Genomic DNA, 13,782 nt, shown 5'->3' on the forward strand with positions numbered 1-13,782 from the left:
TTTTTCGTGCGCGTTAGACGCGCACGAGAAGGAGTGAGCTACTGCCCTTCCTTAAATTAATTCATCCTTCCAGTCTTTAATTACGTACGATTTTATAATTCCTTCAAGAATAAATGGATCTTCTCTAACAAATGCTTCAGCTGACGCGCGAGTTTTAAATATGGCCATGTTTCCCATATCGCTAAAAGGACCTATCCCAATTACATCACCACTCTTTATGTATTTATCTACAATTGATTTATGCCTTGGATAAACTGACATAATGGTATCCATTGTTGCGTTTGAGGATTCTCCTATTATTACTGCTTTCATTGTTTTAAATAAGGATAAGGTTAAATATGATTTTACTTTTGAGTAACTATTTCAGTAATTCATCAATGCTTTGTTGAGATACAAAATGATAGTTTACCCTGGCGGTTGAATAAATATCGCGGGCCATTTTTTTTCCTTCTTCTGTTGTTGTCAACGCATTGTAAAGGGGAAGCAAGAATCTCCTTCTGCCAACGTGATTCAAGAAACGAGCAAGTGAAGGGTAAGCCTCTACGTAATGGTTGTTAATCGCTAAGGTTAACCAGGCCGTTAATACTTCACTGTTTCCGGTATTTGTAAATCCGAAGGCCTTATCCAATTCTTTCATTTTTTCAGTTGAAAGTGTGTTGGGTAAATGCCTGACAAAGTGCAGCCACTCATGCGAGCTCCAGTTTTTAGTGTTTAAGGAAGCAGCGCCTTTCCCCCTTACCCATTGATTTAATGCAGTATCAACAGCAATGAATCGTGACGAAGTAAACTTAGGGCAATTGGCCGGTAGTCCGGGTTCAAAAACCCAATTCTCGATATCAATTTTTTTAGCTAAGGTTTTTTTGTTGCCAATAAGTTCTTTGTAATAATAGTCAATGAACTCTTCGCTGGAAATGGATTTAAAGGCATATGAGCTAAAATATTTCTTTAAAAATGCATCAAATTGTGCTCTGCCTACATTATTTTCTATCGTTTTTAATAAACAAAATCCTTTTTCATAGGCAATATCTCCTACTGCATCGTCTGGATTGCGGTCTTTAAGATTCAATTTGAGTTTGGTGTCTGCGCTGGCGGGGCCTAAATCAGTAATTGTTGCCTGAAGTTCCTGAAATCCTAACACCGAAAGCATATTCGTGTAATCTTTTCCTTCCATTGCTTCCATGATGCGGCGCTCAAAATAAACGGTAAAGCCTTCGTTTAGCCACATATCGTTCCAGGAGGCATTGGTTGCCAGGTTTCCACTCCATGAATGAGCCAGTTCATGTGCCACCAGGCTAACCAACGAGCGGTCGCCGGCAATAATAGTTGGCGTAGCAAAGGTTAGTTCCGGATTCTCCATGCCGCCAAATGGAAAACTTGGTGGTAACACCAATACATCATAACGTCCCCATCTATAAGGTCCGTATAGTTTTTCTGCTGCCTCTATCATTTTGGGTAAACCAGCAAATTCCCAGGCACATTTTTTTATCATGCTTCGCTCAGCGTATACGCCTGAATTTTTACCCAAACTGCGAAATTCAAGATCGCCAACTGCGAGTGCCAACAAATATGACGATATAGGATTTTTTTGTTTGAACTGAAATTGTCCATTACTGGTTTTGCCTATAGGGTTGGTCGCGCTCATTAATGCCATCAAGTTCGAAGGAACCTTGACAGAAGCATCGTAGGTAAATCGTATTGCCGGACTATCCTGACATGGAATCCAGCTTCGGGCCAAAATGGCTTGTGACTGAGTAAATAAGAAAGGATGAGTTTTGTCGGCAGTTTGTTGGGGATTAAGCCATTGAAGGGCTTCGGCCTTAGGTGACGTTTTATACCAGATGGCCACTTTCTTTGTTTTGGGGCCAATTGTAATATTTAAAGGACGCCCTAAATATTTCTTTTCATGGCCTAAGCTGAATGCCGTTGTTTGATTATCCACCTTAACGCTATCAATCAGTAAATTGTTGGTATCAAAAACAATGGATTCTGTTTTTTCTTTTGTTTCTATATCCCAGACGGCAACTCCCAATAATTGCCTGTTTTCAAAATCTACACTAAGGGTAAGGTTAAGGTGTTTTACCCATGCTTCCGTTGGATTGGAAAAACTGTGAATATCATTTGGTCTAATAGGTGTTTTCTCTCTTGGGGAGCTTTTTCTTTCGGGCTTACAGGCTAAGATTGCCAACGAAAGCAAAGCAATATATTTTATTTTCATGGTTTTGGGTTAGTACTATCTATTTTGGTTTAATTATTACAGATGAATAAAGTTAACATAATAGCGAGCCTTCGCCGTTGAAGGTTTTCCATTAACTATAGCAGGAATCCATAGAGGACCATGCTTTAGTGCCTCAATTGATGACTGATCAAATTCAGGCCCCATACTTTTTAACACCTTGAAATTGCTCAACATTCCATTCGTATTAACAGTAAATTCCAGCTCAACAGTTCCTTCCCGCCCCATTTCTGTAAATTCTTTTGGGTATGCAATGTTTTTATTTATATAAATACGGTATGAAGCGTCTTCTATCGCCAGTTTAGGCGGTGCATTTTCCGGGTTGGGTTTGGTAAGAAACTGTTCAACTGCTACTTTGGCAAGTTTCTTAACGTCAGGCATTAATCCGTAAATAAACTTTTGCTGGGCTTCTTTCGGTTTAATAGTTTCAGTGATATAATTTTCCTTGCTTAAGGTAACCTCGCTTTTTGTCGACGAAGTAGGCAGATTAACCTCTCCCTCGGTATTGGTTAGCGCAGTGGTTTGTGTGCCTGACACCTGTACTTTAACATTCTCAATCGGTTTGTTGGTTAAAAGATCAATTGCCTGAATGTGAATGCCCAACTGTTTATTAATCAAAGTTTCGCGGAGGGCACTTTTAGCCACGCTCCTTTTTGCAATAACGGTTTCGGCCAAGAGCCCTTGAATGGCTTTTGAGGTATCAACTTCAATAGCAGCAGCCTGTGCTGCAGTTGGAGCAGTCATAACAGCAGCCGGAGTGGTTGGCTTAGGGTTTACAATATCCTTTTTGTCTTTAACTGTAAGCTGACGTTTAGAGTCAGAAATCGATGTTTTTACGATATTTTGAGTGATCTCTTGCTGATGCGCCAATGCCTCTTTCGGTAAGTAAATTAACAGTGTGTCATTTGAATGAACCAGAAACAGTTCGTCAATTTCCCGTGATGCCATTAACCTGTCATTGTTTTGCTTCTTAATAATATAAAAAGCACCAATCCCTACTACGGCCGCAATTGTTGCAGCAATACTTAACTTATGCCATGGCAACTCTCGCTGACGGCTTCGGTCCTTGAGTTTTTGATTTAATTGGTGTTGCAGATCAACAATCGCCTTATTGGTATTAACGCCGGTTTTCTTCATGGCAATAAATCCTTCAAGTGCATCGCGCTCCAGGTCCGATTCGAGCATGCGTTGCAGTTCCTCCGGAGCAATATCTTGCCCAGCTAATTCTTTTAGCTCTTTGGCTAAAAGTTCAGGATCAATATTTTTATGCAACTTAGCCATTGTTCTTTTCTACACAAATTTTAAGGTTACGCTTGCCATTCTGAATATAACTCTTCACTTTATTGGCATCGAAACCCGTGATGTCCACAATCTCTTTGTAGCTTTTCTGCTGCAAATAGAAAAGGTTTATACATATTTTTTGCTCTTCCGGCAGCTGATGGATACATTTTTCCATAGCTTGGAGAGCAAACTCCTTGTCATTTATACCATTATGATGCTCGTCAGAAGCAAATTCCATATACTCATCATCCTCATCTTTTATTTCCGCCATACTTTGCTCGATGGCGTACTTCTTAGACCGGAGCTGCATAAGACAGTAATTTTTGGCCACAACATGTATCCAGGATTTCCAATTGGTTACATGCTGATGTAAAAGGTCTCTCGAGATTTTCTCAAAAATGTGCATCACTGCATCTTTGCTTTCCTCTTCATCCTTAAAGTATTTAAAGCAAACTGCAAAAATGAGCTCCATATATCGTCCATACAATTCCCCTAAATGCGAAATATCACCGGTACGGCGGTATAAGGCAAGTAACTCCGAATCTTCTTTCGGTTTGGGTTTATTGAATAGCTTTATAAACATGAATAGAATCTATGGGGAAAGTTAGAAATATTGCAATTAAAAGCCAATAGGAATTATGGTACGACCTGTTTTAAGTCGTGCCAAATACGGTAAAGCAGGGAAATTATTCGAGATTGTTAATTTTTGAATAGAGGCGCCAGCATAATAAATATAAGCCGCTGCAAAGAAAAACTACCATACTTATGAGACCTACAAAGGAGGCTTCATCAGAGATAGAGCATTGATTAATTTTCAGGAATATACCGCACACAAACAGGAATAAGCTGATTACGCCGGTCCAAATAATTAGCCTGTTAAAGGTTTTCATAGTGGATTTGGTTTATTGCGCCGAAAAATAAAAAAATAAAACAAAATTTGGCTTTGATGCAATAAAAATTATTTATTTTCTGTCGTAATAGGTTTGACAGGGAAATCTTTTAAAATTTCCATAACTATTTTATCAACATTCTTTTTTATGCTCTCGGTTTTCTCAGGGATGATTCCGTTTGCGCCGGCACTCCATAGTAATTTTTGAGCCTTTGTATCAACAAAATCGAATGTAGCAAATCCTTCACGGTAACGGCCGGTCTCTACGGTTTCGCTTTTCCACGAATAATTACGAGTCCCCATGTACTTTGGTCTGTCAGGGTCGGTAAAGCTAGTTTGCCGGGTGCTTACTTTTTCTTTAACCACTAAGCCAATATTAATTAACAAATCAGGTGAACTGTCATTTTGTACTAAGCCTCTTTTATTCAGTTCTGCTGTTAGGGCGGACTTAATTATCTGAGTCCTTTCACTAAAATTTGAAGAAATTGTATCACCACTGGCATCGAGTTTATAGAACGCATAAGTTTTAAATTGACTCCAGTCGGTATTGGCTGGAGTGTCTTGAACAGTGACTTTTGGGCCGGAGCAAGAAATTTCGATAATAAGTAAAGCAAATAGCAGTAAATTCTTCATGATCTTTTTAAATATAACGAATCGAAGTCCGGTTAATGATATTTCAATAGAAATAGAAATTTAATAGGACTGGATGGGATAAAATGTAAAAAGCCCGTCAGAAATTAATGGCTGACGGGCTTTTAAGTATTTAAAATATTGTTATCGTTTCATTTTAGGCATATTACGCATCATTTTAGCTGCTTGACCGGGGTCAGCAAAGATTTTCATCATTTTGCGCATATCCTCGAATTGTTTTAATAACTTATTTACTTCAGTAATGGAAGTTCCACTGCCTGCAGCAATTCGGTTACGGCGACCTCCGTTAATTAATTCAGGGTTCTCGCGTTCAAGCGGGGTCATCGACTGAATAATAGCCTCAATATGCTTAAATGCATCGTCGTCAATGTCAACATCTTTAATGGCCTTTCCTACTCCAGGGATCATTCCCATCAAATCTTTAATGTTACCCATTTTCTTGATTTGATTCAATTGAGAAAGGAAATCGTTAAAGTCGAATTTGTTTTTGCGAATTTTCTTTTGGAGTTCGGCGGCTTGTTTTTCGTCAAACTGTTGCTGTGCACGCTCAACGAGTGAAACCACGTCACCCATTCCCAAAATACGCGAAGCCATACGGTCAGGGTAGAATACGTCAATTGCATCCATTTTTTCTCCTGTACCAATAAACTTGATAGGCTTGTGTACTACCGATTTAATTGAAAGTGCCGCACCTCCTCGTGTATCACCATCTAATTTGGTTAAAACAACACCCGTAAAATCAAGACGATCATTAAATGCTTTGGCTGTATTTACCGCATCCTGGCCAGTCATTGAATCTACCACAAATAAAATTTCGTGTGGCTTAGTGGCCGCCTTAACTTCGGCAATCTCATTCATCATCTCCTCGTCAATAGCCAATCGGCCTGCGGTATCAATGATTACAACATTGCAATTTTGGGCTTTTGCCTGAGCAATACCTTCCTGTGCAATTTTAACTGGGTCTTTAGATCCGTAGTCGGTGTGTACGGGAACCCCAATTTGGTCAGAAAGCACTTTCAATTGGTCAATAGCTGCCGGACGATAAACGTCAGCGGCTACAAGAAAAGGCTTTCTCCCCTTTTGAGTTTTTAGAAAATTGGCCAATTTGCCGGTAAATGTTGTTTTACCAGCACCATTTAAACCAGCAATTAGAATAATTGATGGGTTTTGTTTCAGGTCAAGTTCTGAAACGTTACCTCCCATTAATTCTACTAACTCATCATTTACAACTTTTACCATTAACTGTCCCGGAGAAACAGAGGTGAGCACATTCATACCCAACGCTTTTTCTTTTACCGTATCAGTAAAGGTTTTTGCGGTTTTATAGTTTACGTCGGCATCAAGAAGGGCTTTACGCACTTCTTTTACAGTTTCAGCCACGTTAATTTCTGTAATGCTGCCGTGGCCCTTCAGAACTTTAAATGCCCTGTCGAGCTTATCGGATAAATTATCAAACATAATTTCAGTAATAATCTGATTTCAAGGGCTGCAAAGTTAATATTTTATTGCTAATTAGGAATCATTTACTGCATAGAGGCTATATATTTGCTACAATTATTTGTGACCAAGCACATCGATATTGAATGTTTTTGTGCATTTTTAGCCATAACTCAAAAGTTGCGCTATGAAAGCCATTAAACTACTCGCACTGTTTTGCTCTTTTACAATATTATTAACTTCTTGCTACGATTCAGTTCAACGAATAGAATTTAAGGATAACGGAGGGGGGACCATTGCTTACAGCATAGATTTTAGTAAAGGTATTGGTATGCTTAAGGCATTTATTCCAGATTCGGTTCAACAATCAGTCAGTTTTTCGCGGAAAATCGACACAACGGTTACCATGATTGAAACCGTGCCGGACAGTGTGAAAAAGCAAAAAAGTGAGGACGCGCTGAAGATGCTTGCATCTACAACAATGAAGGCTCAGGTTGATATGATGAACAATTTAATGAAGATCAATTTTAACGGACAGGCTTCTAACGAGAAAGAACTTCGTTTTTGGTTGCAAAACTTTGACAAGGAGGCTTCTTTTGGGGGAGCAATGCCGGCCGGAGGCGCTCAATTTAGCGGGAATACATCGGGTTTAACGTCTGACTATTTTACATATGAGTATAGGAAAGGATATTTTAAACGAAAAGTGGATACGGTGTTATTCAGGAATAACATGAAACAGAACGAAGCTGTTTATGATATGGTTAATAATGCTGGAATGGATGCCAACTTTACACTCGAATTAATATTTCCAAAACCAATAAAACGCTATAATGCTTCTAATATGACTGTTAGTGGCAATAAAAAGAGTGGGGTTCTAAAATATTCTATGAAAGAAGCTATAATAAACCCTCAAATTATGAACGTGGAAGTTGAATTTTAGTAGAAACGAGGTGCAGAAAAATAAAACCCGCTTAGTGTTAAATACTAAGCGGGTTTTATTTACCTTAATATGATGGATTAATAAGGATTATTCTCCTTCTGGCCAGTATAAATAAAATGCAACGGCAAATGGTTCAATTGCAAACATGGTTAAGTAAACTTTTCCCAATATTTCAATAAATGTTGTTTGAGCGGCATGACCGCTATAACTAAATATTGCCAATGCAACAATAAATAAAATGATGGCAATAATTAAATTAAATGTCATCAGTCTCGGAATCAAATTATCTTTTCTATTCATCTGATTTATAGTTCTCCTTTTGAGGTTGAAAAGGTTAATTACCTGTTTATAAATACTCAGCCACAAAAATAGAAAAATTACCCAAAAAGCAACAGATAAGCTTTTTTATCAATTAATATTATTTATTCATCCAACGGTAAAAACGATTAATCAGGCTTTTAACCGGTGTTACCAATTTATGTAATTCTGCAACCATAATCTTTCAACCCAGTAATATTTAAATCTTCGTCCCAATAATACTTAAATTTTCTATATGTAGAACGAGCTTTGTATACAAAAAGTATTTTACTCGATTTTTTTTAATCCTTCGTCCGGTTCTTCTTGCTGTTTACCAATCAGGTATTTACCTACCCAGGCAAGTGTAAAGGTTGGGATAACGTCGGAACCTGGCAAAATCTCTTCAAGAAAATTAAATGCACCGCCAATCAATCCAAATTTTCGTTTGAATAGAAAAAAGAAAACTGTGGCCGAAAACGGAGCCCAAAAGAGATCGCCTACCTCACCAATCAGAGGAATAGAGTAAGTACTCATGCCAAGTATGTCCATAATAAGACAAATGGCAAGGTCTGTGTATTTCTTTTGGGTGGTATTCATACAGTACGAATTACTTAAAATCTTTTAACATTGATATAATAAAGATCCTCGGCAACTTTTACATCAGCTGTGGTTTTAGCTGAAAGTTGTTGCCATGTTGAGGTTGGCCTAATAATTCTCCATTTTTTATCAGCTAAAGCAACCTTAATTGGCATATCAAAACCAGCAACATCAGCTTTCCAGCGATAGTTTACATTCCCATCTATTTCTTTTAACTCAAGCGTTGGAATATTGGTATACTTCAAATATTGATAAAACACTTTGGTTAAATCCGTTCCTGTTTTTTTATTGGCATAATTAACAATGTCATCGGTTGTTACCGTTTGATGCCAGAATTTAGTCGGAACACCTTTAAGCATTTCGAAGAATTTTTCATCACCCACAATGCTTCTGATAGTATGCAACATTAATCCACCTTTGTAATACATATCTCCCGACCCCTCCTCGTTTACACCATAAGGGCCAATAATTGGCTTGTCGTTATGTACGCTTTGTTTGTAACCATTAATGTGTTTTAGATAATCCTGGTATCCAAATTCGCATTCAGCATAGATAGATTCAGAGTAATTGGTGAAACTTTCATGTATCCACATGTCGGCAATGTCCTTAGAGGTAACACTGTTGCCAAACCACTCATGCCCGCTTTCATGAATAATGATGAAGTCGAATTTGGTCCCCACTCCTGAATGGGTTAAATCATTTCCTAAGTACCCGTTTTTGTATTTGTTGCCATATGCTACAGCACTTTGGTGCTCCATTCCTAAATAAGGAGTTTCTATCAGTTTATACCCATCCTCATAAAAGGGATAAGGACCAAAACGGTATTCAAAACAGGTTAGCATTGATTTCACTTGTTTGAACTGTTCTTTGGCCTTGGACAAATTTTCCCGCAGTACATAATAGTCTAAATCGAGGTTATTGTGTTTGTCGCTGAAATGAGCATACTTGGCGATGTTTACAGAAACATCGTAATTGTTTATTGGATTACTTACAAACCAATTGTATTTTACATAACCATTGTTAAGGTCTTGTGTTGATCGTAGTCTTCCGTTTGAAACGTCCATCAGATCTTTTGGAACAGCAATGCTGATCATCATACTGTCGGGTTCATCACTTTGGTGATCCTTGTTAGGCCACCATAGGCTTGCTCCTGTTCCCTGGCAAGCCACTCCGACCCAAGTATCGCCAGCTTTGTCTTTTGTCCAGACAAAACCACCGTCCCATGGAGCACGTTTGGCCACCATTGGTTTGCCTGAATAATAAAAACGCAGGGTTTGGGTTGAATTGGCTTTAATCTTTTCCGGGAAATCAATAAACACCGCTCCGAACTCACGTTTGTAAGGGAGTTCGTTTCCCTTCCAAACAATTTTATCAACCTTCATATTGGCAAAAAGGTCTACCTGAATACGTTTAAAATCGCTAACAGTTTTAAAAGTAATATCATTATATCCCTCAATCGATTGTTGTTCGGTGTCAACTTTAATGTCCAAATGATAGAAGGTGACGTCATAGCAAGAACGTTCGGCGCTTAAAGTTCCCCTTAGTGTATCGGCCCGGGTAAAATGACGGGGGCCATCCATCAGTTGGGCCTTAGCAGAGAAGGAAAGCGCTGAAGCCGCAATCAAAAAGAATGATTTTCGAATGTTCATACGTTATAGTTTAAAGTTGATTAAAATAGTGTGTTCAATGCGTTGTTGTATAAGTGGGAAAAGTCTTCGTTCCTGTAAGCGAACATTGTGGGTTAAATGAGTGCTGATTTTTGTCGTCAGTATTTCGTCGTCCTTGCTTGCAGACAATTCTTCAAAAAGCTGAATAATCAGCTCTTGTTCTTCTGAAACCTCTTTAAATAATTGATCAATTTCAGCGTCGTGACCACTAAAATGGGTAAATAGTTTGTATTGGTCGTTTTTAAAATAGGGTTTAAGCCGATGATTAAAAAACTAATTGCATAGTCCTTACGCTCAGCTTTGGATTGAGGCAAGCCTTTATAAATTGGCATTTTGGGGCTGAGCAATTGTGCTAGCAGTAAAACATCATGGTGCATTTGTGAAATGGGAACCAGTGATGGATGCCTCCTTAATGGTTTGTTCGTCATTTTCCAGTTAAAAACAACTTGCAAGTTGTAAAAATAAATACTCTATAGAACATACCAGGTTTTGTACATCAACATTGTTACCTGTAATGAATAAAAATCTACTTTAGATGAATACTTTTTTGTAGATTATTTGTTCTAAATATTAAAATTGCGTAATTATTCGTTTTTGGTAAAAAAACGTTAAAACTAATAGAATACAAGATCCTAATCCTAAAAGAGAATGATAAGAAAATTGATGTTAGAAGCTGTGGCGTTTTCGTTCGTAATCAGCTCTTGCTCGGCAACACCTCCACAAGTTACCGCTGATGTAGGCTCGGGGAAGTTCAATTTGCAGCCCGAACCTAAGCATTATTTAGTGGCCAAAGTAATTACAGGTGCAATAGAAGAGTACCATTATAAAAAAATTAAACTGGATGATTCTTTGTCTGTGCAGGTTTTTAATAAATATCTGAAAGACCTTGATGGAGGCAGATCTTCGTTGTTAGCTTCGGACGTAAAAGATTTTGAACAATATAAATACAAGCTTGATGATCAACTCGAAGGAGGCGATCTAACTGCGGGTTATTATATCTACAACCATTATGCAAATCGATTAAGTGAGCGGATAGATTACGCACTTGGTTTGCTTAAAACTAAAATGAACCTTGACTCTACGGATTCTTATGAGTTGGATAGAGAAAAAGAGCCTTGGTTCAGTACAACAGCCGATTTAAATAGTTACTGGAACAAGCGCCTCCGCTATGAGCTTATAACACAGAAGTTGCTTAGTAAAGATGAGCAAAAGGCTTATAATATCATTAAGAAAAGATACGAAAACCTCAAAACCCAGTTGTCGAAACTGAAAAGCGAAGATGTTTTTGAGGCCTATATGAATGCGTTCTCTTCAACGGTAGAGCCTCATACGGTTTATTTGTCGCCTAAAAATTCTGCAGACTTTAAAATTGAAATGTCAAGAGCGCTGGAAGGTATAGGGGCCACTTTACGCTACGATGAGGGTTATACCAAGGTTGTGCAATTGACAAAAGGCGGTCCTGCTGAAAAGAGCAAGCAAGTTCAGCCAAACGACCGAATTATTGCTGTTGCACAAGGTAAGGACGGGGAATTTGAAGATGTGGTAGGTTGGAGAATCGATGATGTGGTGGGTAAAATTCGCGGACCTAAAGGCACTGTTGTTCGTCTGCAGATCATTCCTTCAGGTGCTGACGTAAATTCAGCACCGAAAACCATTGTTCTTGTGCGTGAAAAAGTTGTTTTAAGTGAACAACAAGCGCAGAGTGAAGTTAAACAGGTGAATTATAACGGAAAACTTTATAAGATTGGTGTAATCAGCGTTCCTGCGTTTTATATTGATTGGGATGCAATGCGCAAAAAAGATCCGAATTATACCTCAACTTCTCGCGATGTAAAGAATGCACTTATCAAATTTAAAGCACAGGGTGTTGACGGTGTTGTGATTGATTTGCGCAATAATGGTGGAGGTTCATTACAAGAAGCAATAGAGCTAACCGGATTGTTCATTAAAACCGGACCGGTTGTACAAGTGCGTGAGGCAAATGGCAACGTAAAGGTTAATGAAGATTTAAATCCTGAAATTGCTTATTCAGGGCCATTGACAGTGATGGTCAACCGTTTCAGTGCATCAGCCTCTGAAATCTTTGCTGCCGCAATTCAGGATTATCAACGTGGATTGGTAATCGGCGAGCAAAGCTATGGTAAAGGAACTGTACAAACTGCTGCTCAAATTAATGAACTGGTAAATAAACCTGATAACTTGGGTCAATTAAATCTTACCATTGCTAAGTTTTACCGTATTAGCGGTGGAAGTACTCAACACAAGGGGGTAATTCCTGATATTACATTCCCAAGCATGTTCCCGGCTAATTTATTTGGTGAAAGTTCAGAGCCTACTGCCTTGCCATGGGACCAAATCTCACAAGCGCCATATAAACCTGTTGGGCAGCTAAATGTGCTGAAACCAGTCATCGAAGCAGATCATGATAAGCGTATGAAAGCAAATTCAGAGTATAAGTATATGCTTGAAGATATTAAGGAGTTTGAGCTAAATACCAATCGCAAAACAGTTGTGCTGAATATAGACCAATTGAAGAAGGAGCGTGATTTGAAAGAGGAGGAGGAGTTGGTTCGTTATAATCAACGAAGAAAACTTTTAGGAGAAAAACCTGTTGCTAAAGGCTCCGATAGAGTTCCGCTTCAAAATGATTATGTGAAAGATGAAAGTCTGCAAATTACTGCTGAGCTGATTAACAAGTCAGTTGCTAATACAATTGCAGAAACACTTCCTAAAAAGTAAAAGCTAAAAGCTTAAATAGAAACAGGTCGGATGATATATTTCATTCGACCTGTTTTATTAAGTAAGGTTGCTTGTTGAAATCTCGGAATTTGATTTTCTTTGCTCTCCCTTTTTCAGGGATAACCAACCAAACTAATGGAAAATATTTTGCATTCACCAATAAACAACAATACACTTTCGGATTTTATTTCTGCTAAAGATTATACGGTTAGTGGAAATGAGTTTTCAATTAAAATTGATGAACAAACAGGGTTGCTGATAACCACACCACGACCAAAGGCTGAAGACCTGGGCAAGTATTATGAGAGTGATGATTATATTTCTCATACTGATGGAAATAAGAGTTTGTTTGAAAAGATCTATAATTGGATAAGAAACTATTCATTAAAAAAGAAGCTCGCTTTGGTTGAATCGAAGCACCCTAAGGGCGCATTGCTAGATATAGGGTGCGGTACAGGGGCTTTTTTGTCGGTCTGTAAGCAGGCTGGTTGGAAAGTTAAAGGTGTTGAGCCAGGCGCAAAAGCTTCGGCTTTGGCAAAAGAAAAAGTGCAGGAATCCATTTACCCATCACTTTTTGATGCTGAACTAAACGGGCAGAAATTTGATGTAATCACCATGTGGCATGTTCTTGAGCATATGCCAGACTTAAATGCCACTATTGAACGATTAAAAGAATTGCTTACTCCAACTGGGGTATTAATTATAGCAGTGCCTAATTATAATTCGTATGATGCCTTGCATTACGGGAAATATTGGGCTGCTTATGATGTTCCTCGTCATCTTTATCACTTTTCTCAACAATCAGTTAAACAACTTTTTGGCAATCATGAGTTTGAGCTAAAAGAAACTAAACCAATGATATTTGATTCATTTTATGTGAGCTTGTTAAGTGAGCAAAATAAATGTGGACGTAAAAAATGGTTTTCAGCATTCTTAATGGGGCTCGAATCAAATATCAAGGCTCAACAAACTGGAGAATACTCTTCTTTGATTTATATTCTTAATCGTAAATAAAACAAGAGGGATTTGATTTTAACATCTGTAAATCAAA

At 38.2% G+C, this 13,782-nt stretch carries 13 protein-coding genes; 3 read left to right on the top strand and 10 right to left on the bottom strand.

From position 1 onward, the window contains the following. Positions 1 to 51 precede the first annotated feature (51 nt). The 6 genes from L2B55_RS01460 to ffh all read right to left on the bottom strand — a co-directional run bounded on the left by L2B55_RS01460 (position 52) and on the right by ffh (position 6,512). On the bottom strand, positions 52 to 312 hold the full coding sequence (locus L2B55_RS01460) for a YciI family protein (protein ID WP_237848520.1): 261 nt from the start codon (positions 310 to 312) through the stop codon (positions 52 to 54). 46 nt (positions 313 to 358) lie between these two features. Beyond that, positions 359 to 2,215 carry a M1 family metallopeptidase gene (locus L2B55_RS01465; RefSeq protein WP_237848521.1) on the bottom strand — a complete coding sequence of 619 codons (1,857 nt, stop codon included), beginning with the start codon at positions 2,213 to 2,215 and terminating at the stop codon, positions 359 to 361. 36 nt (positions 2,216 to 2,251) lie between these two features. Then, positions 2,252 to 3,514 (bottom strand): energy transducer TonB, encoded by a 1,263-nt coding sequence (locus L2B55_RS01470; protein ID WP_237848522.1) that lies wholly within the window; start codon positions 3,512 to 3,514, stop codon positions 2,252 to 2,254. Next, entirely contained in the window at positions 3,507 to 4,097 is a 591-nt protein-coding gene (locus L2B55_RS01475; protein ID WP_237848523.1) for an RNA polymerase sigma factor, read from the bottom strand. Before L2B55_RS01475 ends, L2B55_RS01470 begins: the two co-directional genes overlap by 8 nt. Before the next feature lie 375 nt (positions 4,098 to 4,472). Next, positions 4,473 to 5,036 (bottom strand): DUF4136 domain-containing protein, encoded by a 564-nt coding sequence (locus L2B55_RS01480; RefSeq protein ID WP_237848524.1) that lies wholly within the window; start codon positions 5,034 to 5,036, stop codon positions 4,473 to 4,475. A 141-nt stretch (positions 5,037 to 5,177) separates the two neighbouring features. Further along, a complete protein-coding gene (ffh, locus tag L2B55_RS01485; protein WP_237848525.1) occupies positions 5,178 to 6,512 on the bottom strand; it encodes a signal recognition particle protein in 1,335 nt (444 codons plus the stop codon). Positions 6,513 to 6,678: 166 nt separating this feature from the next. Here ffh and L2B55_RS01490 point away from each other — a divergent pair, with 166 nt between their 5' ends. After that, on the top strand, positions 6,679 to 7,431 hold the full coding sequence (locus L2B55_RS01490; protein WP_237848526.1) for a hypothetical protein: 753 nt from the start codon (positions 6,679 to 6,681) through the stop codon (positions 7,429 to 7,431). 87 nt (positions 7,432 to 7,518) lie between these two features. On the opposite strand, the gene L2B55_RS01495 is transcribed toward L2B55_RS01490, so the two are convergent. The 4 genes from L2B55_RS01495 to L2B55_RS01510 all read right to left on the bottom strand — a co-directional run bounded on the left by L2B55_RS01495 (position 7,519) and on the right by L2B55_RS01510 (position 10,420). Continuing rightward, on the bottom strand, positions 7,519 to 7,731 hold the full coding sequence (locus tag L2B55_RS01495) for a hypothetical protein (protein WP_237848527.1): 213 nt from the start codon (positions 7,729 to 7,731) through the stop codon (positions 7,519 to 7,521). Positions 7,732 to 8,016: 285 nt separating this feature from the next. Beyond that, positions 8,017 to 8,325 (bottom strand): hypothetical protein, encoded by a 309-nt coding sequence (locus tag L2B55_RS01500; RefSeq protein ID WP_237848528.1) that lies wholly within the window; start codon positions 8,323 to 8,325, stop codon positions 8,017 to 8,019. 14 nt (positions 8,326 to 8,339) lie between these two features. Continuing rightward, entirely contained in the window at positions 8,340 to 9,974 is a 1,635-nt protein-coding gene (locus L2B55_RS01505; protein WP_237848529.1) for a M1 family metallopeptidase, read from the bottom strand. 167 nt (positions 9,975 to 10,141) lie between these two features. After that, complete coding sequence (locus tag L2B55_RS01510; protein ID WP_237848530.1) at positions 10,142 to 10,420, bottom strand: hypothetical protein; 279 nt, start codon at positions 10,418 to 10,420, stop codon at positions 10,142 to 10,144. Positions 10,421 to 10,640: 220 nt separating this feature from the next. Between L2B55_RS01510 and L2B55_RS01515 the strand changes: the two genes are divergently transcribed. Both L2B55_RS01515 and L2B55_RS01520 read left to right on the top strand, forming a co-directional pair. Next, the gene (locus L2B55_RS01515) at positions 10,641 to 12,731 is read left to right on the top strand and encodes a carboxy terminal-processing peptidase (protein WP_237848531.1); all 2,091 of its coding nucleotides are present in this window, start codon (positions 10,641 to 10,643) and stop codon (positions 12,729 to 12,731) included. Between the two features lie 135 nt (positions 12,732 to 12,866). Then, entirely contained in the window at positions 12,867 to 13,745 is an 879-nt protein-coding gene (locus L2B55_RS01520) for a class I SAM-dependent methyltransferase (RefSeq protein ID WP_237848532.1), read from the top strand. Positions 13,746 to 13,782 lie beyond the last annotated feature (37 nt).

Origin of the sequence: Solitalea lacus, assembly GCF_022014595.1 — a bacterium.
Lineage (GTDB): Bacteria > Bacteroidota > Bacteroidia > Sphingobacteriales > Sphingobacteriaceae > Solitalea > Solitalea lacus.